General features: G+C 63.2%; 22 protein-coding genes. 8 read left to right on the top strand and 14 right to left on the bottom strand.

Going from position 1 to position 23966, the window contains the following annotated elements:
- Positions 1–5 precede the first annotated feature (5 nt).
- Entirely contained in the window at positions 6–1190 is a 1185-nt protein-coding gene (locus tag D9R08_RS14455) for an ABC transporter substrate-binding protein (RefSeq protein WP_121898862.1), read from the bottom strand.
- Positions 1191–1395: 205 nt separating this feature from the next.
- Between D9R08_RS14455 and D9R08_RS14450 the strand changes: the two genes are divergently transcribed.
- On the top strand, positions 1396–2499 hold the full coding sequence (locus tag D9R08_RS14450) for a PQQ-dependent sugar dehydrogenase (protein WP_121898770.1): 1104 nt from the start codon (positions 1396–1398) through the stop codon (positions 2497–2499).
- Between the two features lie 81 nt (positions 2500–2580).
- Here D9R08_RS14450 and D9R08_RS14445 read toward each other — a convergent pair whose 3' ends face one another.
- From D9R08_RS14445 to puuE, 6 genes are all read right to left on the bottom strand, one after another.
- A complete protein-coding gene (locus D9R08_RS14445) occupies positions 2581–3999 on the bottom strand; it encodes a TRAP transporter large permease (protein ID WP_121898769.1) in 1419 nt (472 codons plus the stop codon).
- A gap of 78 nt (positions 4000–4077) precedes the next feature.
- Entirely contained in the window at positions 4078–4716 is a 639-nt protein-coding gene (locus tag D9R08_RS14440; protein ID WP_121898768.1) for a TRAP transporter small permease subunit, read from the bottom strand.
- 60 nt (positions 4717–4776) lie between these two features.
- Complete coding sequence (locus D9R08_RS14435) at positions 4777–5790, bottom strand: C4-dicarboxylate TRAP transporter substrate-binding protein (RefSeq protein WP_121898767.1); 1014 nt, start codon at positions 5788–5790, stop codon at positions 4777–4779.
- An 84-nt stretch (positions 5791–5874) separates the two neighbouring features.
- Entirely contained in the window at positions 5875–6372 is a 498-nt protein-coding gene (locus D9R08_RS14430) for an ureidoglycolate lyase (RefSeq protein ID WP_121898766.1), read from the bottom strand.
- A complete protein-coding gene (locus D9R08_RS14425; RefSeq protein WP_121898765.1) occupies positions 6369–7190 on the bottom strand; it encodes a bifunctional allantoicase/(S)-ureidoglycine aminohydrolase in 822 nt (273 codons plus the stop codon). Before D9R08_RS14425 ends, D9R08_RS14430 begins: the two co-directional genes overlap by 4 nt.
- The gene (gene puuE, locus D9R08_RS14420; protein ID WP_121898764.1) at positions 7187–8617 is read right to left on the bottom strand and encodes an allantoinase PuuE; all 1431 of its coding nucleotides are present in this window, start codon (positions 8615–8617) and stop codon (positions 7187–7189) included. Before puuE ends, D9R08_RS14425 begins: the two co-directional genes overlap by 4 nt.
- 135 nt (positions 8618–8752) lie before the next feature.
- Here puuE and uraH point away from each other — a divergent pair, with 135 nt between their 5' ends.
- The 6 genes from uraH to der all read left to right on the top strand — a co-directional run bounded on the left by uraH (position 8753) and on the right by der (position 14172).
- Positions 8753–9109 (top strand): hydroxyisourate hydrolase, encoded by a 357-nt coding sequence (uraH, locus tag D9R08_RS14415; protein WP_121898763.1) that lies wholly within the window; start codon positions 8753–8755, stop codon positions 9107–9109.
- A complete protein-coding gene (locus D9R08_RS14410) occupies positions 9110–10342 on the top strand; it encodes a urate hydroxylase PuuD (RefSeq protein WP_121898762.1) in 1233 nt (410 codons plus the stop codon).
- A gap of 20 nt (positions 10343–10362) precedes the next feature.
- On the top strand, positions 10363–11124 hold the full coding sequence (locus tag D9R08_RS14405; protein ID WP_121898761.1) for an HpcH/HpaI aldolase family protein: 762 nt from the start codon (positions 10363–10365) through the stop codon (positions 11122–11124).
- Positions 11125–12165, top strand: coding sequence for a hypothetical protein (locus D9R08_RS14400; RefSeq protein ID WP_121898760.1), 1041 nt, complete (start codon positions 11125–11127; stop codon positions 12163–12165). It begins immediately after the preceding gene.
- Positions 12162–12611, top strand: a complete 450-nt coding sequence (locus D9R08_RS14395) for a YaiI/YqxD family protein (RefSeq protein ID WP_121898759.1) — start codon at positions 12162–12164, stop codon at positions 12609–12611. Before D9R08_RS14400 ends, D9R08_RS14395 begins: the two co-directional genes overlap by 4 nt.
- 109 nt (positions 12612–12720) lie before the next feature.
- Entirely contained in the window at positions 12721–14172 is a 1452-nt protein-coding gene (gene der / locus D9R08_RS14390; RefSeq protein ID WP_121898861.1) for a ribosome biogenesis GTPase Der, read from the top strand.
- Between the two features lie 77 nt (positions 14173–14249).
- Here der and grxD read toward each other — a convergent pair whose 3' ends face one another.
- From grxD to D9R08_RS14365, 5 genes are all read right to left on the bottom strand, one after another.
- Entirely contained in the window at positions 14250–14609 is a 360-nt protein-coding gene (grxD, locus tag D9R08_RS14385; RefSeq protein WP_121898758.1) for a Grx4 family monothiol glutaredoxin, read from the bottom strand.
- Between the two features lie 13 nt (positions 14610–14622).
- Positions 14623–14859: a BolA/IbaG family iron-sulfur metabolism protein gene (locus tag D9R08_RS14380; protein ID WP_121898757.1), complete on the bottom strand. Its 237-nt coding sequence runs from the start codon at positions 14857–14859 to the stop codon at positions 14623–14625.
- 137 nt (positions 14860–14996) lie between these two features.
- Positions 14997–17156, bottom strand: a complete 2160-nt coding sequence (gene purL / locus D9R08_RS14375; protein ID WP_121898756.1) for a phosphoribosylformylglycinamidine synthase subunit PurL — start codon at positions 17154–17156, stop codon at positions 14997–14999.
- A 66-nt stretch (positions 17157–17222) separates the two neighbouring features.
- Positions 17223–17705: a GNAT family N-acetyltransferase gene (locus tag D9R08_RS14370; protein ID WP_121898755.1), complete on the bottom strand. Its 483-nt coding sequence runs from the start codon at positions 17703–17705 to the stop codon at positions 17223–17225.
- Positions 17706–17892: 187 nt separating this feature from the next.
- Positions 17893–18807, bottom strand: coding sequence for a LysR family transcriptional regulator (locus D9R08_RS14365; RefSeq protein WP_121898860.1), 915 nt, complete (start codon positions 18805–18807; stop codon positions 17893–17895).
- Between the two features lie 177 nt (positions 18808–18984).
- Between D9R08_RS14365 and D9R08_RS14360 the strand changes: the two genes are divergently transcribed.
- Positions 18985–22392: an indolepyruvate ferredoxin oxidoreductase family protein gene (locus D9R08_RS14360; protein ID WP_121898754.1), complete on the top strand. Its 3408-nt coding sequence runs from the start codon at positions 18985–18987 to the stop codon at positions 22390–22392.
- 57 nt (positions 22393–22449) lie between these two features.
- On the opposite strand, the gene D9R08_RS14355 is transcribed toward D9R08_RS14360, so the two are convergent.
- Positions 22450–23067 carry a TetR/AcrR family transcriptional regulator gene (locus D9R08_RS14355; RefSeq protein ID WP_121898753.1) on the bottom strand — a complete coding sequence of 206 codons (618 nt, stop codon included), beginning with the start codon at positions 23065–23067 and terminating at the stop codon, positions 22450–22452.
- Positions 23060–23941, bottom strand: a complete 882-nt coding sequence (gene ppk2, locus D9R08_RS14350; protein WP_121898752.1) for a polyphosphate kinase 2 — start codon at positions 23939–23941, stop codon at positions 23060–23062. The genes D9R08_RS14355 and ppk2 overlap by 8 nt, the downstream gene beginning before the upstream one ends.
- Between the last annotated feature and the right edge of the window lie 25 nt (positions 23942–23966).

Genomic DNA, 23966 nt, shown 5'->3' with positions numbered 1-23966 from the left:
GGCAATCAGCGATACCGGGCCGTGACAATCTCACCACCTTCGATCGAGATCTCGCGATAGTTGCCCGCGCTTTCACCCGGACCGATCAGTTCCACAGCGGAGGCGCCCTGATAATCGATGTCCTCGCCGGCTGCGAGCAGTTCCAGAGCACGGCCAAGCTCGCCGGGCTGGATCGGCTCGCCCGGTGCGTTGGCCACATCCATGATATGGGCCGCATAATCGGCGGGCGCGGTGGAGCCTGCCGCCTGCATGGCCAGCATGATCAGGGCCGCGGCGTCATAGCTTTCCTTGGAGAAGGGCGAGGTGCCGTCGAAGCCCGCGGCTTCGGCCATGCCATGATAGATCTCGGCACCTTCGCTGTCGGTGCCGGGGTGCTGGCCGAAGGACCCGTCGATATCGCTGCCGAAGTTATCGGTGAGCGCCTGACTGACCATCCCGTCGGGGAAGACGAAGGTGTCAAACGCGCCGCTGTCGAGTGCGGATTGCACGATGCCGGAGCCGCCCTGATCCACATAGCCCGCGACAACCAGCGCATCACCGCCGGCGGAGGCGAGCGAGCCCACTTCGGCCGAGTAATCGGCGCGGCCGTCTTCATGAGCGGAGACCAGCGTCACCGTGCCGCCCGCCGCTTCGAAGGCGGCGGCGAAACTGTCGGCGAGGCCCTGGCCGTAGTCGTTGTTGGTATAGGTCACGGCGACCTCGGAGATACCGCGATCCATGATCACATCCGTCATCACCTGACCCTGACGCGCATCGGAGGGGGCGGTGCGGAAGAACAGGCCGCTGTCCTCGATGCTCGACAGTGCGGGCGAGGTGGCGGATGGCGAGACCATGACCATGCCGTTCGGCACCGCAACATTGGATAGGATCGACGTGGTGACGCCCGAGCAATCGGCCCCCACGATCCCGTCCACGCCATCTGCGGTGATCAGCCGCTCGGCTGCGGCCTGGGCGGCGGCGCTGTCGATGCAGGTGCTGTCCGCACGGACCGATGTGACGCTCATACCATCCAGCAGATTGCCGCTTTCGGTGACCTCGGCCATCGCCATTTCGGCTCCGTCGGCCATGGCGGGGGCAAGCGATTCAATCGGGCCGGTAAAGCCCACAATCACGCCAAGCGTTACGGAGTCGGCATATGCGGCGGTTGACATGACAGCAGTGGCCGTTGAGGCCAGCAGAAGCTTTTTCATTGTTTTCTCCCTGTATGGATCGCGGTGATCCGTCATGCGTGGAAGGTTAGTCCGGCCAAAACGGATTGAAAAGAGGCAATTATGCCGCTCAGCATGCGGAAAACAGGGGAAAAACCGGGTTTTTTCACAGCTGCGTCATGGGACTGGTCCCGCGTGGGTCCGCGCCCTAGGTTTTCCGGTGTCATCTGAGGAAAAGAGCTGTCTCATGCCACATCTTTTCAAGGCCGCGATTTTGGCCGTGTCCCTTGCCGCACCCGCCATCGCGGAGCAGATCGACACCACCGCCGGCCCGGTCGATGTGATCCCGGTGGCGACCGGTCTCGTCGAACCCTGGGCGGTGGCCTTCCTGCCCGATGGCGGCTTTCTGGTCACCCTGCGCGGCGGGCAGATGCTGCGATTTGACGAGGCGGGCGGATCGGTTTCGCTGTCCGGATTGCCGGAGATCGCGGTGGGCGGGCAGGGCGGCCTGCTGGATGTGATGGTGCCGCGCGACCACGCGGAGACGGGTGAGATCTTCTTTACCTTCGCCATGCCGCAGGGGCGCGGTGCGGGGACAGCCCTTGCCCGCGCGCGGCTGGTCGATGCGCGGCTGGAAGACGTCACCGTGATCTGGGCGTTGCAGCCCGGCAGTTCCGGCGGGCGGCATTTCGGCAGCCGCGTGGTCGAAGGACCGGACGGATATCTTTACGTGACCGTGGGCGATCGGGGCGATCGGCCGTCGGCGCAGGATCTGTCCCGCGAAAATGGCAGCGTGCTCCGCGTGGCGCGCGACGGATCGGTCCCCGCGGACAACCCCTTTGTCGGGCAGGAGGGCGCGCAGCCCGAGATCTGGTCCTACGGCCACCGAAATCCGCAAGGTGCGGCGCTTGATCCGTCCGGCCAGCTTTGGGTGGTCGAACACGGGGCGCGCGGTGGCGACGAGGTAAACGAGGTGCGGCGCGGTGTGAACTACGGATGGCCGGTGATCGCCTATGGCCGGCACTATTCCGGACTGCGGATCGGTCAGGGGACCGAGGCGCCGGGAATGGCGCAACCGGCGCATTACTGGGACCCCTCAATCGCGCCGTCGGGCATGGCATTCTATCAGGGCGATCTGTTTCCCGAATGGCAGGGCGATCTGCTGGTGGGCGCGCTGGTCTTCGACTATATCGCAAGACTGGACCCCGATCAGGGCATGACCGAGGTCGAGCAGATCGCAGGCCCCGCGACCGCGCGGGTCCGCGATGTGCGCGTGGCCCCGGACGGCGCGATCTGGTTTCTGTCGGTGAACACCGACACGCTCTACCGGATGGCCCCGGCCGGGCGCTGAGAGGCCGCACAGCCGACGCCGTCACCATTCGGCGAAGGCCGGCAAACGCGACCGGCGGGCCGGATGCGCGAAGCGACCCGTTCAGACCAATGAGGGCAACCAGAGCACGATGCCGGGAAACGCGATGAGCACGGCCACTGTGGCCACATCCGCGCCGAAGAAGGGCGTGGCGCCCCGGAACACATCCTGAACGCTGATCGGAAGCTTGCTGTCCTGTGCGACGCCCGCGACCACGAAACAGTTCAACCCGATGGGCGGCGTTATCAGACATAACTCTGCCATTTTGACAACGATGATGCCGAACCAGATGGCGCATTCCTCCGATGTCATCCCGAAGGCGGACATCTCGCGGGTGACATCGGGGCCGCCATTAAGCGCGATGATCGCGGGGAACGTCACCGGGAGGGTCAGGATGAGCATGCCGATCGCATCCATGAACATCCCGAGGATCACATAGGCGCCGAGGATCATCAGCAAGACGAGATAGGGCGACATCTCGAGGCCCGAGATGAAGGCCGCGAACTGATCGGGCAATTGCGCGAAACCGAGGAAGCGCACATAGATCAGAACGCCCCAGATCATCGCGAAGATCATCGCGGTGAGCTTGGCCGCCTCCATCAGCGCGGAGCGCAGCTGACCCCATTTCATGCCCTTCCAGAGCGCCATGATCAGGACGACGAATGCGCCAAGCGCGCCGGCCTCGGTCGGTGTGGCCCATGCGCCGTCCTCGCCGCGGTAGTAGATCGAAAAGATGATGATGAAGACGACGAAGAGGATCGGGATCGCGCCCGGCAGAGAGGCGAACCGCTCGCCCCAGGTGAAGCCGGTGACGGGTGGCCCCAGATTCTTGCGGGTCTTGGCAAGCCCGATGACCAGCCCGGCATAGATGAGCGCAGAGACCATGCCGGGGATGAAGCCCGCCAGCAGGAGCTTGCCCACGCTTTGCTCCACGATGATCGCGTAGATGACAAGGATGGCGGAGGGCGGGATCAGCGAGGCAAGCGTGCCGCCCGCGGCGACCACGCCCGCCGCAAAGGCCTTGTCGTAGTTCATCTTCAGCATCTCGGGGATGGCGATCCGCGCGAAGACGGCCGAGGTGGCGACCGATGCCCCGGAGACGGCGGCGAACCCGGCGGTTGCAAACACCGTCGCGACGCCCAGCCCGCCCGGAAGCCATCCGACCCATCGTTTGGCGGCTTCGAACAGGGCCCGTGTCAACCCGGCGTAATAGGCCAGGTAGCCGATCAGAATGAAGGTCGGGATCAGGCTGAGCGCATAGCCCGTGGATTTGGAATGGGGGACCTGACCTGCCAGTTTGATTGCCGTCACGAGACCCCGGTCGAAGCCCTGTCGCTGCATGAAATAGATGCACAGGCCAAGCATGCCGACAAAGGCCGCGGCAAAGGCGACGCGAACGCCGATCAGGACCAGAACCAGCAGAAGAGCGGAGAGCCAGAGCGAAACGGTGAAGATGTCGACGCCATCGAGGAGGGCGCGCATGTCAAGGATGCTGTCCAATTCAGAGGGCCTTTCCGGGCGTGCGCGCGGCCTTTGCGTATGTCTGACCGGAGGGGTAGGTCACGTATCATCCTCCCGTCCGCTGACGGTCCGGGCTTCCCGTGTCGCCTGGCTCATCGGATCGTCGGGCAGGGGTACGGCGACGGGTTTATCCTCGCCCGTCCGAAGCGCCCGCCAGTAGCCCCAGAGCTGCAGGACCAGCCGGAGCCACAGAATGGCCAGCGCAACGGGCACGATAAGCTTGGCGGGCCAGAGCGGTAGGCTGATATCGATGGAGCTGTCGCGGGAGAAATTCGGCGCGTTCAGGTCGAAGCTGCGCTGGAAGTGAAACCATGTGCCATAGACCAGTGCAGTGGTCACGATCAGCATGAACAGGATCGAGATCCATTCGGCGAACCACAGGATGCGCCCGTGCAGGCGGGAGACGACGATATCCATCCGGATGTGCCCCCCCTCGCGCTGGCAATAGGCGAGCCCCAGAAACGCGAAGAGCGCCATGAGCTGTTCCGTCCAGTCCACGTAGCCCGGCACCGGCGCATTGAAGATCTTGCGGCCGAAGACGTTCCACACCGCCATCAGGACCAGCAGGAAAATCACGATCCCGCCAACCAGATTAAGGCTGCTTTCCAGCTTCAGAAGTGCGCGGTCCAGCCGCGAAAGCGTGCTGTCGTCGGTCAGAACCGCAGAGGAGCTTGACATGTCCGGGAGCCCGTCAATGAGAGGCGGCCCCAGAGAAACGTCTCGGAGCCGCCCGGTGTGTCAGTTGCCGGCGCGATGCTCGGCAAGCGTCGTCTGCACGAGATCGTAAAGTTCCTGCGCGGGCAGGCCCTGCGACGACATCTGTTCGATCCATGCGGCATGGATGGGGGCCGCGTTTTCCGCAAGGGAGGACAACTCTTCATCGGGGATCGTGATCCGCTCGACGCCGCGTTCCTCCAGCACCGCATCCCACCGCTGCAGCAGTTCGGCGTAATTGTCGAGATAGTGCTGGATCGCCCCATCCACCGCCGCGTCGAGGGCCGCGCGATGGTCCTCGGGCAGCGCATCATAGGCGTCGGTGTTGACCACGATCGGGCAGTTCACCGTGCCGGGGTTCAGGTTTTCCGTCCACCAGTCGGCGATGTCGATCGTCCGGAAGCTGAGATGCGCGTGTTGCGCGAAGGCGACCGTGTCGACCACGCCCCCCTCCATCGCGTTGTAGGCCTCCGACGAGGTGACCGAGGTGGGCACGGCACCGACGCTTTCCATCAATTCGCCTATGCCGCCGGTGGCGCGCACGCGCATCCCCTCGAACTCGGCAAGGCTGTCGCGCGGCTCGCCGGTGCCGACGAGATTGTATTGCGGCATGGGCGAGGTCATCAGCAGGCGCGCATTCCAGCGGCCCAGATCGGCCTGCGTGGCGGGATGATTGTAAACCGCGTGGCTGACGGCGACCTCCTCCTCCAGGGTGGAGACGCCCAGGAAGGGCAGTTCCAGAACCGTGATGGAGGGATTCTTGTCGCGATGGTAACCGGCGCAGAACTGCGCCATCTCGAACGCGCCGATCGAGATCCCGTCGAGATTTTCGCGGTTGTCGCTGAGCCCGCCATAGGAAATGTTCATGGTGAACTCGCCGCCCGTGGCCTCGGCCACGGCATCGGCCAGATGATGCACATGCTCGGTGAAGGCGCGGCGCTGCCCCCAGAGCGAGACATTCCATTCCGTGGCCAGCGCTTCGCCCACGAAGGAGAGTGAAAGAACAGCCCCAATGGCCGTTGTCGTCAGATGTTTCATGGATACCTCCCTTTTGCAGGCCTCAAGCGGACCCGCTTGGTTGCAAAGTTAGACAGGCCCGGGAGGTATTGCCAAGGAAAAATGTCAGAATTGGTGAGTTATCATGACCGGTTTTGCCAGAAAATGCTCTTCCAGATTGTCGCCGGGGCCGATCCGGTCCACGACGGCGAACAGGCCCGGGGCATGCAGCGGGGTGAGAACGCCATGCCATGTGCCGGCGTGCAGATTGATACCCTGGCCCGGCGTGGTCAAAAATGCGAGCGGCGTCCCGGGCCGCCCGTCGGCATCGGGCGCGACGGTCACCAGAAACGGATATTCGGTCATCGGCAGGAACGCCTGAGAGCCGAGCGGGTGGCGCTCCAGCAGATCGAGCGTATAGGGCAGGGTGCGCGGCTCGGCCCGGAACAGGCTGATCCCGGCACGCCCATCGGCGAAGGACAGGCGCGCGCGATCGTGAAACCGGCCACAGAGGCCCTGATTGATCAGCCTGTCGGGCGGGCCCTTGGCCTCCAGCACGTCGCCGAATGGGGCGAAGGCGGCGGCGGTGAGGGGCTGCGCCGCGATCCGGGCCGGGCCGGTCATCGCAGCGTCAGCTTCGGATGTCGGTTAACATCCTTGTAGAGCAGATAGCGGAACCGCCCCGGCCCCCCGGCATAGCAGGCCTGTGGACAAAATGCCCGCAGCCACATGAAATCCCCCGCCTCGACCTCAACCCAGGTCTGGTTCAGTAGGTAGACGGCCTTGCCCTCCAGAACGTAGAGCCCGTGTTCCATCACATGGGTTTCGGGGAAGGGGATGGAGCCGCCGGGCGCGAAGGTCACGATGTTCACATGCATGTCGTGGCGCAGATCGTCCGCGGCAACGAAGCGTTGCGTGCCCCATGTGGCGCCTGTGTCGGGCATATAGGCAATCGGTACCTCCGCCTCGTGGGTCACGAAGGGCTCGGGCGCGGCAAGGCCCGGCGCCGGTTCATAGGCCTTGCGGATCCAGTGGAAGGTTGCGGGTGCCGTGCCGGGGTTGGCGATCCGCCATTCGCAGCCCGCGGGCAGATAGGCATATCCGCCGGGCGAAAGATCATGGACGGTGCCGGCGATCGTGAGCCGAAGATCGCCGGAGGTCACGAAGATCACCGCCTGGCCGGTCTTGTCGGGCTCGGGGCTGTCGCTGCCGCCGCCGGGGGCAAGCTCGACGATCAGTTGCGCGAAAGTTTCCGCAAATCCGGTCAGGGGCCGGGCAAGGACCCAGGCGCGCGCTCCGCTCCATCCCGGCAGGGCCGAGGTCACGATATCGCGCATCACCCCGCGCGGGATCACCGCAAAGCTTTCGTGGAATTGCGCCCGGGTTGTGGCGAGCGCGGTCTGCGGCGGCAACCCGCCTTGGGGCGTGGCATAGCTGGTCATGGCAAAAGCGCTTTCAGGCGGTGCAGGGCGATCCGTTCGACCTGATGACAGGCCTCGGAAAACTCGGTTTCGGTGTCATTGTGCAGGCGTCGGTCGAACGCGGTCATGATGGTGGTTTTCGTGTGGTCGCGCACCGCGATGATAAACGGAAACCCGTGTTTCGCCACATAGGCGGTATTCAGTCGGGTGAAGACTTCATGCTCCTTGGCGGTTAGGGCATCCAGACCCGCGCTCGCCTGTTCGGCGGTGCTGTCTTCGGTCAGCCGCTTCGCCGTCGCCAGCTTGCCCGCCAGATCCGGATGCGCCTTGAGCACCGAAAGGCGCGCGTCGGGGGAGGCGCTGCGGAAGGCGCGGGCCATCGCATTGGCCAGGCCCGCCGCCGTGTCATGCGCCGGCCCAAGCTCCAAGGCGAATGCGCGTTCGGCAACCCAGGGCGAATGCTCGAATACCGATCCGTAAGCTTTTATGAATGTGTCTTTATCCATCTTCGAGGGTCGTGGGAGATCGGCCACGGGCGGGCAGGTTTCCGCCCAGTGCGTAGCGATATCGATCCGCCGCGCGAACCAGACATCCGTATGCCGCATCGCATGATCCAGAAACCGTTTCAGCGCCATGATCCGCCCGGGCCGGCCGATCAGCCGGCAATGCAGACCGATAGACATCATCTTGGGCGCGCCGGCCTGGCCTTCGCTGTAAAGCGCATCGAAAGTATCGCATAGATAGCGTTCGAACTGGTCGCCGGCGTTGAAGCCCTGCGGCGTGGCAAACCGCATGTCATTAGCGTCCAATGTATAGGGCACGATCAACTGGGCCCTTTCGCCAAAGCGCGTCCAATATGGCAGGTCGTCCGCATAGCTGTCGGCGACATAGGCAAATCCGCCATCCTCCGCCGCCAGCCGCACCGTGTTTTCCGAACAGCGGCCGGTATACCACCCGCTTGGGCGCGCGCCGGTCACCTCGGTATGCAGCCGGATCGCCTCGGCCATGTGGGCCGCTTCAACGTCGGGCGGGAAATCCTTGTAATCTATCCATTTAAGCCCGTGAGATGCGATCTCCCATTGGGCCTCGAGCATGGCGGCAACCTGTTCGGGCGACCTGGCGAGCGCCGTCGCCACACCATAAATGGTGATCGGGATATCCAACCCGGTGAATAGCCGGTGCAACCGCCAGAACCCCGCGCGAGCCCCGTATTCATAAATCGACTCCATGTTCCAGTGGCGCTGCCCGGGCCAGGACGCGGCGCCGACGATCTCGGACAGAAACGCCTCAGACCCGGCATCGCCGTGAAGCAGGTTGTTTTCGCCGCCTTCTTCGTAGTTCAGCACGATCTGAACGGCGATTTTCGCCCCGCTCGGCCAGCGGGGGTCTGGCGTGTCGGCGCCATAACCGCGCATGTCGCGCGGATAACGGGGTGGGGTGCTCGCCATTGGTGCCCTCAAATGTCGCAGATGCCCACGAATTACGCCGCAAAACCGGAAAAGGGCAAGGGGCGCACCGGATCGCGGCTTGCACATCGGAGGCAAAACGTCCGAAATGCCCGCAAAACACTCAAAGGAGGGACTATGGCCGAGGGATTTTTGACCACCCATGTGCTGGACACCGCGCGTGGTCGCCCGGCTGAGGGCGTGGTGATCCGGCTTTACCGACTGTCAGGCGGTGATGGCGAGATGATCGCGGATGCGGTCACGAATGCCGATGGCCGGACAGAGATGCCGATCCTTTCGACCGGGGATTTTCAGACCGGCCGTTACGAGCTGGTGTTCCATGTCGGCGACTATCTGCGTGAAACAGGGCAGGCTGCGGCGGAGCCCCTGTTTCTGGACGACGTGCCGATCCGCTTCGGCATGTCCGAGCAGAGCCACTACCACGTTCCGCTGTTGATCTCTCCCCATGGCTATTCCACCTACAGGGGCAGCTAGATGGATCAGACCATCCTTCTTCACTGGGTCGAATTTGCGGTCCGATGGCTGCATGTGATCACCGCGATCGCGTGGATCGGTTCCAGTTTCTATTTCATTGCGCTTGATCTTGGCCTGAGACGGGACCCGAAACCGGCCAGCGGCGCGGATGGAGACGAATGGCAGGTCCATGGCGGCGGCTTCTACCATATCCAGAAATACATGGTGGCGCCCGCCGAAATGCCGGATCATCTGGTCTGGTTCAAATGGGAAAGCTATGCCACATGGCTGTCGGGTGTGGCGCTTCTGGCCGTTGTCTACTGGCTGGGAGCGGAGCTTTTTCTGATCGATTACAATGTGATGGATCTGACGACCTGGCAGGCCGTTCTGATATCGGCCGGCTCTCTGATCGTCGGGTGGGTGATCTACGATCTGCTCTGCAAATCGCCGCTCGGGCAGAATCCGACGGCGCTCATGCTGCTTCTGTTTCTTTTGCTCGTCGTCATGGCATGGGGATACACACAAGTGTTTTCCGGTCGGGCCGCCTTGCTGCATCTGGGGGCATTCACCGCGACGATCATGACCGCGAATGTGGCGATGATCATCATTCCGAACCAGAAAATCGTTGTCCGCGATCTGAAGGCGGGCCGTACGCCGGACGCAAAGTACGGGCAGATCGCCAAGCTGCGCTCGACCCATAACAACTACCTCACGCTGCCAGTCATTTTTCTGATGCTGTCGAACCACTATCCCCTGGCATTTGCGTCGGAGTACAACTGGATTATCGCAAGCCTTGTGTTCCTCATGGGGGTCACGATCCGGCATTTCTTCAACACGATGCACGCCAAGGGGGACATGCTTTGGTGGACATGGGGCGCCACGGCGGCGATTTTCGTTGCCATCGTCTGGCTGTCGATCCTGCCGCTGTCCCGTGACGAACCGCTGGAGGAAGCCCGGTTGTCGCCGGTGTCGGAACGGTTCGCAGCCCATGCGGAGTTTGGCGATGTGGCGAACATTGTCCTGGGTCGCTGCTCCATGTGCCATGGGGCGGAGGTTTACTGGGACGGTATCGCAACCGCGCCGCGCGGTGTGTATCTGGACAGTGACGCGGCCATCGCGGCCAATGCCAGAGCGATCTATCTGCAGTCGGGTGTGACCCATGCGATGCCGCCCGGAAATCTCAGCTTCATGGAAGAGACCGAGCGAGCGGCGATCCGGAACTGGTATCGTTCGGTCACAGGCGGTGCGTTGTAGCGCAGTCGAAGGGAAGAGATATGCCGGCGCCAAAAAACAAATTGAAATCAGCGATCAACGCAGGGACGTTGCAACGCGGTCTCTGGCTGAACCTCGGGTCCGATCTGGCCACGGAAATCGCCGGGCTGGCCGGGTTCGACTGGTGCCTGATCGATGCGGAGCATGCGCCGTTCGATCCCGGCACGATCCGCAGCCAGTTGATCGCGCTGGCCGGAACCGGCACGGCGCCGGTGGTCCGTGTGCCCATCAACCGCGACTGGGTGCTGAAACAGGTGCTAGATCTGGGCGTGCAGACGGTTCTTGTTCCGATGGTGGATACCGCGGCGCAGGCTCACGCCGCGGTGCGCGCCTGCCGCTATCCGCCTGAAGGTGTGCGCGGTTTGGGGGCGGGTGTGGCGCGCGCGGGTGGCTTCGGCGCCGTTCCAGACTATGCCGGCACCGCAAATGACGAAATCTGCGTGCTCGTTCAGGCCGAAAGCAGGGCGGCGCTGGAGAATCTCGATGCAATCTGCGCGGTGGATGGCGTGGATGGTGTATTCATCGGCCCCGCCGATTTGGCGGCCGATATGGGGTTTCGTGACGATCTGGACAATCCGGCAGTTCTGGAGGCAGTCGACGCCGCGATCGCTACCATCCTCAGGCATGGCAGATCGGCCGGGATCATCAGCTTTTCGTCTGAGATGCGGGCCCATTACAAGCGCCTCGGCGTGACGTTTCTGGGCGTGGGCAGCGAGGCTGTCGTGCTTTCCGCTGCATTGCGCGCCTTGGCGGCGGAGCGCTAGATGATCACACTCAGGCATGGCGATGCCACACTCGACTTTGATCCATCGGTCGGCAATATCCCGGTCTGGGACGTGACCGGCCGTCACCCGTTGCATGCGGCGCCATGGCGGGACGAGCCCGGGATTCAGGACGATCCCGCGCTGCCGCTCGTCAACAAACGTCTGGCGGGAGATTTCCTCTGTGCGCCCTTCGGCCGCGACGATCTGCAGGATGACCCGATCCATGGCCTGCCGGCCAACAGCCCGTGGGATCCGGTGGAGATCGGCGTGTCCCATGGACGTTTCCGCCTTCAGGCGACCGTGCGCGGCGCGGTGGTGGAAAAGGATCTGCGCCTGACCGGGCCGGTGCTCTACCAGACCCACAGGCTGACCGGCGGGGAGGGCCGTATCACGCTGGCCCATCATCCCATGAGCCGGATGGCGGGGGGCGGTCGGCTCAGCTTCTCGCCGAAGCGGATGGCCCTGACCGATCCGTCGCCGCAGGCGGCGGGCGCCAATCTCTGGGCGCTCAACCAGATGCAGCCCGATCTGCATCTCCCGCGGGAGGATGGCGGCGACTGGGATCTGCATCTTTATCCGGCGGGCCACGCGGTCGAGGATTTCGTAACGCTGGTCGAGGCTCGTGGCAGTCGCCTTGGCTGGACGGTGCTGATGCGGGTGGTCGAGGACGACATGCTCGTCATTTTGAAAGACCCGCGCGTGCTGCCGGTGACGATGCTCTGGATCTCCAATGGCGGCCGTGATTTCAGCCCGTGGAATGGCCGCCACAGGGGCGTCATCGGCATCGAAGACGGGATCGCGGCCGGGGGGATCGGGCTGGCCGCATCGTTGGCCGAAAACCGGCTGACGGCGATGGATGTGCCGACCGCGCTGACACTTGGGGGCAGCCATGTGATCCGCCATGCCATGGTTTCGCTGCCGCGCCCGCCCGGATGGGATCGCGTGGTCGCGCTGACCGTCGGCGCGGGCCTGTTGACCCTGACCGAGGCGTCGGGCGCGCATATCTCCGTGCCTTTCGATGACGGGTTCTTTCCGCCATGATTCTTGTCGATGCCGATGCCTGCCCGGTTAAGGAGGAGATCTACCGCGTTGCCTATCGCCACAAGATACCGGTTCGGCTGGTTGCCAATCAGTATCTGCGCCATCCTGATCACCCGCTGATTTCGATGCAGATGGTCTCAGACGCGTTCGATGCCGCCGATGATGCCATCGCCGAGGCGGCAGCGCCCGGCACTTTGGTGATCACCGCCGATATCCTTCTGGCGGAACGGTGCATTGCCGCGGGCGCTTCGGTGCTCAGCCCGAAGGGAGAGGCTTTTACCGCCAACAGCATCGGCACCCAGGTCGCCACGCGCGCGATCATGGCGGATCTGCGCGCCGGTATGGATGGGCAGGGTCTTGGTGGGCCTGCGCCGTTTTCCAAGGCGGATCGGTCGCGGTTTTTGAATGCGCTGGAGGTGGCGCTCCGCAAGCTGCCACACATATGAGCAAGGCACTGTGCCCCGAGGCGATATCGTCGATCGGAAGGGCCGCAGCACCTTTTCAAGACCGGGGCTATGGGGTAGGACGCGTCTCTTGGATCAGGAAACCAGTGTCATGAGCTTCACCCTTGCCATCGTCGGTCGCCCCAATGTCGGGAAATCAACGCTGTTCAATCGTCTGGTGGGCAAGCGTCTGGCTCTTGTCGACGATCAGCCCGGCGTGACGCGTGACCTTCGCGAGGGGGCGGCGCGGCTCGGCGATCTGCGGTTCACGGTGATCGACACCGCGGGCCTGGAGGAAGCGACCGATGACAGCCTGCAGGGCCGAATGCGGCGGCTGACGGAGCGGGCCGTTGATATGGCCGATGCCTGCCTGTTCCTCATCGATGGACGCGCGGGCGTCACCCCGGTTGACGAGGTGTTCGCCGAACTTCTGCGCAGGCGTGGAACGCAGGTGATCCTGGGTGTGAACAAGGCCGAAGGCCGTGTTGGTGAAAGCGGTGTGCTGGAAGCCTATGGGCTGGGTCTGGGCGAGCCGCTGGCCCTGTCAGCGGAGCACGGCGAGGGCATGGCCGAACTGGCGGTGATGCTGGCCCCGCTGATCGAGGCTGCCGAGGACGCCTCCGAAGAGGCCGAAACGGATGTCGATCTGGGTGAGGACGAAGATGAAGGTCGTGTCATAACGGCTGAAAAACCTTTGCAGATCGCGATTGTTGGGCGCCCCAATGCGGGCAAGTCCACGCTGATCAATCAGATCGTCGGCGAGGAGCGTCTGCTGACCGGCCCGGAGGCGGGGATCACGCGGGACAGCATCGCGGTGCCGTTCATTTGGGACGGGGTGCCGATGAAGATCTTCGACACGGCGGGGATGCGGAAAAAGGCCCGGGTGCAGGAAAAGCTGGAGAAGCTCTCGGTCTCGGACGGGCTGCGCGCGGTGAAGTTTGCCGAGGTTGTCGTGGTGCTTCTGGATGCGGCGATCCCGTTCGAGCAGCAGGATCTACGCATTGCCGATCTTGCCGAGCGGGAGGGGCGCGCGGTTGTGCTTGCCGTCAATAAATGGGATCTCGAAGAGCACAGGCAGGACAAGCTGCGCGACCTGAAGGAGGCTTTCGAGCGCCTGCTGCCGCAGTTGCGCGGCGCACCGCTTGTGACCGTGTCGGCCAAGACCGGACGGGGGCTCGACAGGCTGCACGCGGCCATCCTCAAGGCCCATGACGTCTGGAACCGCCGCGTGCCGACGGCCACGCTGAACCGGTGGCTCACCGGGATGCTGGAAGCCCATCCGCCTCCGGCACCCGGCGGCCGCCGTATCAAGCTGCGCTACATGACTCAGGTCAAGACACGGCCACCCGGTTTCGTGGTGATGTGTTCGCTTCCGGAGAAGCTGCCGGAAAGCTATTCACGCTATCTTGTCAACGGGTTGCGAGAAAGCTTTGATATGCCCGGAACGCCGATCCGTCTGCATATGCGCAGCCAGGCCGCCGCGAACCCGTACAAGGATCGGAAGAAATCGACACCGTCCCGGCTGTCGAAACATGTCCGCTCCGGGGCGACGAAAAAGAGCTGATCCGGTTTCGGATCAGCTCTTTCTTGTGTCACGTATGTTCCATCACGTCCGGTGGGCGCACCCGGACGGAGCGTCGCTCAGGCGTTAGCTTCGCGGATCTTGTCGGCGGCCTCTTTGTCGTAGGAAACGCCTTCTTTCTCGAAAAGCTGGTCCAGCTCACCGGAGAGCGTCATCTCGGTGATGATGTCGCATCCGCCCACGAACTCGCCCTTGACGTAAAGCTGCGGGATGGTGGGCCAGTCGGAATACTCCTTGATGCCCTGACGGATTTCCTCATCGGCGAGCACATTCACATCTGAATACTCGACGCCCATGAAATTCAGCACCCCGGCCACACGGGAGGAAAACCCGCATTGCGGCATGGACTTGGTGCCCTTCATGAACAGCACGACATCGTTCGAGGTGACGGTCTCTTTGATCGTATCTTCAGCGCTCATCTCGTATTTCCTTTTATTCCGGGGCTTTGGTGGTCAAAGCCAAGGCGTGCAGCTCACCTGCCGAGCCATCCATCTTGCCCTTAAGGGCCGCATAGACGGCCCGTTGCTGCTGGACGCGATTCATGTCTCGGAAGCTTTCATCGATCACTTCGGCGGCAAAATGGGCACCGTCATCGCCGTGCACCTGGATGATTGCATTCGGAAAACTCTCTCGGATCAGAGCTTCGATATCATGCGCGGTAATGGCCATTGGCGATCCCTGACTGTTTCAGTTGTGAATGTAGATTGGCGGGGCAGACCGTGCAAGGCGGTCGCGATGGAAATGACACGACCCGGAGGCGATACGATCAATGCATGCGGCCGGCGCGATGCGGACGCCCGCCCGGGTCAGGCGAATACCCCGGCAAACGCGCCCCGGTAAAGCGTCGCAAGCTCCTCCAGCGGTGCCTCCGACCCGCCGAACCGGACCATCTCGCCGCCAAACCGGCCCACGGTCGTAAGCGGTATACCCGCCTGACCGGCCGCAACCATCAGCGCCTCGGCCTTGTCGAAGGAACAGGCGATCAGATATCGGGCCTGGTCCTCGCCGAACAATGTGGGCGTGTCGCCGGCTTCGAGCGTGACACCGACGCCCGCGGCCTCCGCCAGCTCGAACGCGGCCAATGCCAGCCCGCCATCCGAAAGATCGGTGCAGGCGTCGATCCATTCGCGATGGGTGCGGATGAAGTCTCCGTTTCGGCGTTCGGCCTCCAGGTCCACGGCCGGCGCATCGCCCTCCTCGCGGTGGAAAACCTCGGCCAGAATCGCCGATTGCCCCAGATGGCCGTATGTTTCGCCCAGAACGAGGGCCAGATGCCCGTCGCGCGGCAGCCCGTCGATCAGCTCATCGGCCGATGTCAGCAGGCCCACGGCCCCGATGGTGGGGGTGGGCAGGATGCCTTGACCGTCCGTTTCGTTGTAAAGCGAGACGTTGCCCGAGACGATCGGCATGCCCAGTGCGGCGCAGGCGGCCCCGATACCTTTGATCGCGCCCACGAACTGGCCCATGATCTCGGGCTTCTCGGGGTTGCCGAAATTCATGTTGTCGGTGGTGGCAAGCGGCAGCGCGCCGACCGCGGTCAGGTTGCGATAGGCTTCGGCCACGGCCTGCTTTCCGCCCTCCACCGGGTTGGCTTTGACGTAGCGGGGCGTCACGTCACTGGTGAAGGCAAGCGCCTTGTCGGTCCCGTGCACGCGAACCACGCCCGCGCCAAGGCCCGGATTGCGGATCGTATCGGCCATGACCATGGAATCGTATTGCTCGTAAACCCAGTGCTTGGCCGCGTAGTTCGGCGACGCGATCAGCGCGCGCAGCCCGTCAATCGGGTCGATTTCGGGGACGGGGGCCAATTTGCCGGGCGCCAGCGTTTCCACCCATGGCCGGTCGTATTCCGGCGCGGTGGAGGCCAGTTTCGACAGTGGCAGATCGGCCTTCACCGCATTGCCGTGCAGGATCAGAAACCGATCCTCGGCGATGGTTTCACCCACGACCGCGAAGTCGAGATCCCATTTCTCGAAAACGGCCTTGGCCTCCGCCTCAAGTTCCGGGTTCAGCACCATGAGCATGCGTTCCTGGCTTTCGCTCAGCATCATCTCATAGGCACTCATCGCGTCTTCGCGCACCGGCACTCGGTCCAGCTCCAACTTGATGCCAAGCCGCCCCTTGTCGCCCATTTCCACCGCCGAACAGGTCAGCCCGGCCGCGCCCATATCCTGGATCGAGATCACGGCCCCGGTCTGCATCAGCTCCAGACAGGCCTCCAGCAGGCGTTTTTCCGTGAACGGGTCGCCCACCTGCACGGTGGGGCGCTTTTCCTCGATCGTGTCGTCGAACTCGGCGGAGGCCATGGTTGCCCCGCCCACGCCATCCCGGCCGGTCTTGGCGCCCAGATAGACGACGGGCATCCCGACGCCCGAAGCCGCGGAATAGAAGATCTTGTCCGCATCGGCGAGACCGGCGGCGAAGGCATTGACCAGACAATTGCCGTTATAGGCGGGATGAAACCGCACCTCTCCGCCCACGGTGGGCACGCCGAAACAGTTGCCATAGCCGCCGATGCCCTCAACGACCCCGTGAACAAGCTGCCGGGTTTTCGGGTGGTCGGGGCTGCCGAAGCTGAGCGCGTTCATCGCCGCGATGGGGCGGGCGCCCATCGTGAAGACATCCCGCAGGATGCCACCCACGCCCGTGGCCGCCCCCTGATAGGGCTCGATATAGCTGGGGTGGTTGTGGCTCTCCATCTTGAAGACCACGGCCTGCCCGTCGCCGATATCGACGACGCCCGCATTCTCGCCCGGGCCGCAAATGACCTGCGGGCCTTCCGTCGGCAGGGTGCGCAGCCATTTCTTGGAGGATTTGTAGGAGCAATGTTCGTTCCACATCGCCGAAAAGATGCCAAGCTCGGTAAAGGATGGCTCGCGCCCGATGATCTCCAGAATACGGTCGTATTCCTCGGCGCTGAGTCCATGTTTGGCGATCAGGTCGGGCGTGATGGCCGGTTCTTGCATCTGGCGTGTGTCCCCCAAGACGTGTTTGCGCCTGTCTTTAGGCCAAGGGCAGGGAAGGGGGAAGGCCTATCCGGCGGCAATCGGGCGGGTAAAGATGACGCTGGTGGGCCGGTCGAAGCCCGGATGGCTACTGCTTCCGGACCGGCTGAAGCCCAGGGCGCGGAAGGTGGCATGGTTTTCGACGAGCTCGATACGGGTCTGAAGGCGGAGCGTCGTGCAGGTTCCGGCGGCCTTTCGCACGGCGGTGTCGATCAGGCGGCGGGCAAGGCCCCGCCGCGCATGATCGGGGTGAACCGCGAGTTTCGAAAGCCGGTAGACGGGCGGCGTGCCATGGCCAAAGAGGCAGGCAATTGGTGTGGTGCCCGCGCGGATCAGGAAAAGATCCTCCGTCTCGGCCTTGATCCGGAGCGTGTCGGGGGACATGGCCCTGAGCGAGGAGGGCGGATCGATCCGGCCCTCCATGGAACGGAAACTCAATCTCAGAAGCCCGTGGATCGCGGACCAGTCCACGGGGCTTTTCGGGTTCGTTTCCACATCGGGCGTATTCATCTGGCACCCCATTTGCAAAAAAAAGGCCGAGACGAATCTCGGCCAAAGTCCAACAGGGAGGTAGGGATAACGTCGATTGCTCTTCGCCATCCACTATTGCTCAATTAGTCAGCACTATGAGAACGATCAAGGGCTTTTGCGCCGCGCTGCCGCATTCCTGCTATGTCTGTGGCGCATAGCCCACAGATTACTGAGCGTCCGCCTCGGCGGAATCGCGCTTGCGCCGGCGATAGGCGATCACCTCTTCGGTGACGAAATCGCGGAACACCTCGATCCGTTTCGATTGGCGAAGCTCTTCGGGATAGGCCAGAAAAACAGGGACTTCGTTGCTTTCCACATCGGGCAGAACATGGACGAGCTCCGGGAAATCCTGTGCCAGATAATCGGGTAGCACCCCAATCCCCAGGTCGTGGATCACGCCCTGAAGAACACCGAAATAGTTATTGACCGTCAGAAAGCTCCCGATCTCGTGAGACATCAGCTCTCGGACAAGGGTGGCGCCTGCACTGACCTGCGCGCTTTGAGTGTTCTGGCTGATCAGGCGATGGGTGCCCATATCGTCCAGCGATTCCGGCGTTCCATTCGCCGCGAGATACCGGGGTGACGCATAAAGGCGCATATTGATCGTCATGAGACGGCGGCGGATAAGATCCGCCTGCGACGGTTCCTTCATCCGGATCGCCACATCGGCCTCGCGCATGGGAAGATCGAGCAGGCGCTCCTCCAGCATCAGGTCGATCTTCAGATGGGGATACTTAGCATATAGCTGTGGCAGGCGCGGGGCCAGCCAGAGTGACCCGAACCCGATCGTGGTCGTCACGCGCAACTCGCCGAACACTTCCTCTTCGCTGTCGCGGATACGGGCCGCCGCGGCATCCAGCCGTTTGGTCATGGAACGCGTGGCATCGAACAGAAGCTCACCCTGTTCGGTCAGAATCAGCCCCCGCGCATGGCGGTGGAACAGCGTCGTGTTCAGGCTTTCTTCCAGCGCGCGGATCTGCCGGCTGACGGCCGATTGGCTGAGATGCAGCGCGTCGCCCGCATGTGTCAGGCTGCCAGCATCCGCCACGGCGTGGAAAATCCGCAGCTTGTCCCAGTCCATCTGACCCGTCTCCCGGTTGCGTGTTTGCGCCAACATGAATGCGCTGGCAGAGACATAGACGCTTGGCGAACTCTTGCAACCAACAACTGAATCGGCGGCAAAAAGAAAACAGTTTTCAGGTCAGTACTTTTGACCTATACTTGTTGCAACCGCATCGTTTTCTGGGGGGAGCATCGCATGGGAATCCGACAGGTCTCGTTGGAGGATCGGTTCGATCTGAGCAAATCGCCGGTCCTGCTGAATGGCACGCAGGCGCTTGTCCGTCTGATGATCGCTCAGAAGGCGCGCGACAGGGCCGCGGGGCTGAATACCGGCGGGTATGTGACGGGCTATCGCGGCTCTCCGCTCGGCGCAGTCGACCTGCAGATGGCGCGCTCGAAGAAACATCTCGAAGCGTCCGATATTCTGTTTCAACCCGGTCTGAACGAAGACCTTGCCGCAACCGCGCTCTGGGGCAGCCAGCAGGCCGAACTGCGCGGCGAGGGCAAGTATGACGGCGTCTTTGGCCTGTGGTACGGCAAGGGCCCCGGCGTCGACCGGTCCGGCGATGCGATGCGCCATGTGAACATGGCCGGCACCTCGCAGCATGGTGGTGTGCTGATGGCGATGGGGGATGACCATACGGGCGAAAGCTCCACCACCTGTCACCAGTCGGACTGGGCGCTTGTCGATGTGCATATGCCGGTGCTGAGCCCCGCGGGTGTCCAGGAGATCCTAGACTTCGGGCATTACGGCTTTGCGCTCAGCCGGTTTGCCGGGGTCTGGGTCGGCCTGAAGGTGATGAAGGATACGGTGGAGGCGACGGGCGTGGTGGATGGCCGTCCGGACCGGATGCAGTTCGTGACTCCGGAATTCGAGATGCCGCCGGGGGGCCTGAATATCCGGCTGAACGATCACTGGATCGATCAGGAAAAGCGGCTTCTGGAATACAAACGCTTCGCGGCGGAGGCGTTCTCCCATGTGAACGGCATGGACAAGCGCGTGCTTGGCAAGCCAGGCGCGAAAATCGGCTTCGTGGCAGCGGGCAAGAACTGGCTGGATCTTGTCCATGCGCTTGAGCTTCTGGGTATCGATCACGCCGAGGCGGAGCGCCTTGGCGTCACCACTTACAAGGTGGGACAGACATGGCCGATGGACATGAAGGGGCTGCATGATTGGGCCGAGGGGCTGGATCTGATCGTGGTGGTCGAGGAAAAGCGCAAACTGATCGAGGTGCAGGTCAAGGAAGCGATCTTCGACGACCGGCGCGGGCGCCGGGTCTACGGCTACAAGAAGGGTGGGGGCGGACCGATCCTGTTTCCGTCCCATTACGCACTCGACCCGCTGGATATTGCTGAGAAACTGGGCAACATCCTGATCGAGGAAGGCCGCCGCACGGACCGCATCGAGGCCGGCATTGCCAATATCATCGAAGCGCGCCGGGCTGACAACGCTCCTGATCTGGCGCAGCGCACACCCTGGTTCTGTTCGGGCTGCCCGCATAACACGTCGACCAAGGTGCCCGACGGATCCCGCGCGGGGGCCGGGATCGGCTGCCATGTGATGGCGCTCTGGATGGACCGCTCCACCGAAGGCTACACCCATATGGGCGCCGAGGGCGTGAACTGGGTGGGCGAGGCGCCGTTTTCCACCCGACCCCACGTGTTCCAGAACCTGGGCGAAGGCACCTACAACCATTCCGGCATTCTGGCGATCCGCGCCGCCTTGGCGGCGAAGACCAACATCACATACAAGATCCTCTACAACGACGCGGTCGCGATGACCGGCGGGCAGGACAACGAAGGCGATTTGAGCCCGCAGCAGATCGCCCATGAGCTGGTCGCGATGGGCGTGAAGGAGATCGCGCTTGTCTACGACCCCAAGGAAGACATTGATTTTTCCGGCTTTCCAAAGGGCCTGCCCAGGTATCCGCGGGACGAGCTGATGAATGTGCAGAACCGGATGAAAGGGGTCGAAGGCGTCTCGGCGATCATTTTTATCCAGACCTGTGCCGCCGAAAAACGCCGCCGCCGCAAGCGCGGCACCTTTCCCGATATCGACAAGCGTGTCTTCATCAATACCGATGTCTGCGAGGGCTGCGGCGATTGCGGGGTACAGTCCAACTGTGTCTCGATCGTCCCGGTGGAAACCGAACTGGGCCGGAAGCGGGCGATCGATCAATCCACCTGCAACAAGGATTTCAGTTGCGTCAAAGGCTTCTGCCCGTCCTTTGTGACCGTGCAGGGGGCGAAGGTGAAGAAACAGGCCACCGCCGAGGTCGATGTGGGCACCCTGCCGATGCCCGATCTGCCCGAGATCGAGGGAACCCATAACATCGTGGTCACCGGCGTGGGAGGCACTGGGGTCGTTACCATCGGGGCCGTGATGGCGCAGGCCGCGCAGATCGACGGCAAGGGCGCCGGCATGATCGAGATGGCGGGGCTGGCCCAGAAAGGAGGCGCGGTTCACATCCATCTGCGGCTGGCGGAACGGCCCGAGGATATCAGCGCGATCCGCGTCGCAACCGGGGAAGCCCATGCCATCATCGGTGGGGATCTGGTTGTCTCGGCCGGCGCGAAAACGCTTGGGCTGATGACGACCGGGCGCACGGGGGCCGCGGTCAACAGCCATGAAATCACCACGGGCGACTTCACTCTGAATACGGAATTCCGTATTCCGGGCAAAGATCTGCAGGTCGCTCTTCAAGCACGCCTTCGCGAGCGCCTGAGCCTGTTCGACGCGACCGAACTGGCCCGTGTTCTGATGGGGGATTCGATCTATTCCAACATGATCACCTTCGGGGCGGCGTGGCAGATGGGGCTGGTGCCGCTGAGCCATGAGGCCATCTTGCGGGCGATCGAGTTGAACGGCGCGGCGGTGGAGCGCAACAAACGCGCGTTCGAGCTTGGCCGTTGGGCGCATCTGAACCCCGCCGATGTGGCCGCGCTGCACGGGCCCAACGTGATCGACAAGCCGAAAACCCTTGAGGAAAAGATCACGTTTCGCGCCGATCATCTCACCAGCTATCAGAATGCGAGACTGGCAAGGCGCTATCGCCAGCGCGTCGACCCCATCTCCGATCCGCGCCTGAAGGAGGCGGTCGCAAAAGGGTATCACAAGCTACTGGCCTACAAGGACGAGTTCGAGGTCGCGCGCCTGCATCTGGACACGGAGGCCAAGCTGCGCGCCGAATTCGACGGCGATCTGAAGCTGACCTATCACCTGGCCCCGCCTTTGTTGCCGGGCAAGGATGCGCAGGGCCGCCCGAAGAAGCGGGAATTCGGCAGCTGGATCGCCACAAGCTACAAGATCCTCGCCAGGATGAAGCCGCTTCGCGGGACCCCGTTCAACCCGTTCGGATACACCGCAGAGCGCCGGATGGAGCGCGCGCTGATCCGGGAATACGAGCGTGACATGGACGAGGTGCTGGCGAGCGTGACACCCCGGACACTGGACATTGCGGTGGCCCTGGCGGAGTTGCCGCTCCAGATCCGCGGATTTGGTCCGGTCAAGGAGAAGAACGCCGAAAAGGCCGCTCGTCAGCGCGACGACCTCCTGAGCGCGTTCCGGAACGGTGGCACGCCGATGGCGGAAGCGGCGGAGTAGAGGCGACCGGCGGGCTGTCGGCGCAGTCTCCCGCATCCGACGCGGGCGGATCTGCCGCTATTGATCCGGCGCGATGAGGCCCAGCCCGCGGAGATAGATGCCGATCCCGGATTCAAGAAGATCTTCGGGCGGGAAGGGCGCATTGCCGCCGGGCCGTCCGCGGGCGAACAACTCCACAACCCCATGGCTGAGCGCCCAGATATGTGCGCTGAACATTGAGGGCGGGGGACGTTTCTCAGGCGGGATATGCTCCGACAACGCCTCCGCCGCGCGTTCAAGAACCTCGCGGGACTTGGCGGCGGCGGCGGCCAGCTCGTGGGTTTCATTGGCCGACAAACCGCTTTCGAACATCGCCATGTAATGGCCGGGATACTTGCGGGCAAAGGCGAGATACGCCCGGCCCGTCGCCTCGAACGCGGCGAGAGCCGAGGGTTTGCCCTCGTTGAAGGCAAAGGTCATCAGGTCTGCGAAGATCTCGTGCCCCTGGCGCGCACCCTCGGCGATCAGGTCTTCGCGCCCCTCGAAATGGCGATAGACGGCCGCCGGCGTCACGCCCGCGTTCTTCGCGGCCTCGGACAGGGTCCAGCCATTCGGGCCCTTCTGCTCGATCAGAACAAGCGCGGCTTCAACCAGCGCTTGGCGCAGGTTGCCGTGATGATACCCGCGTTTAGGCATAGGCGCGGTCGGCCCACATTTCCGGCCCGCCACAGATGGCCGGGTCTGGGCGGTCCACCACCTTGTCCTTGCGTCCGTCATAGGGCAGATCGATCAGCACGCGGCGGATGACGGCCAGCCGCGCGCGCCGCTTGTCGTCCGAACGGACGACGGTCCAGGGGGCATCGGCGGTGTGTCCAAGGCTGAGCGTCTGGCCGATGGCATCCGAATAATCATCCCATTTCCTCAGCCCCTCGACATCGATCCAGCTCAGTTTCCACTGTTTCAAGGGGTCTTTCTCGCGGTCGAGGAACCGCCGCAACTGTTCCGCACGGCCAACATTCAGCCAGATCTTCACAAGATGGATGCCATCGGCCACCAGCATCTGCTCGAAATCGGGCAACTGGTGAAAGAAAGCATCCCGTTGATCGGGCGTGCAAAAGCCGAACACGTGCTCGACCACGCCGCGATTGTACCAGCTGCGATCGAACAGCCTGATCTCACCCGCGGCTGGTAAATGGTGGATATAGCGTTGAAAATACCATTGGCTGGCTTCCCGGTCGGTGGGCTTCGACAGCGCGACCACACTGGCAACACGGGGGTTCAGGTTTTCACGGACGCGTTTGATCGACCCGCCCTTGCCGGCCGCATCGCGCCCTTCGAACACCACCGCCACCCGTCTGCCGGTGTCGCGGATCCAGGCGTGGCACTTCACCAGCTCGATCTGCAACGCCTTCAACTGCGTCTCGTAGTCGTCCCTGTCCATACGGGTGCGGTAGGGGTAGGTCGGGTCCAGGATCTCATCCTTATGGGCTGCGTCAATCGCCAGCCGAACCGCCTCGGGGGCGGCTTCACGGTAGAACTGGGTGATGGCGCCGTCGAAGGGTTTGCTCATGCGCCGCCTCGTTTTTGTTGTCTCT

The sequence above is a fragment of the Rhodophyticola porphyridii genome (genome assembly GCF_003688285.1).
GTDB classification, from domain to species: Bacteria; Pseudomonadota; Alphaproteobacteria; order Rhodobacterales; family Rhodobacteraceae; genus Rhodophyticola; species Rhodophyticola porphyridii.
This window is presented reverse-complemented; position numbering and strand designations above follow the sequence as displayed.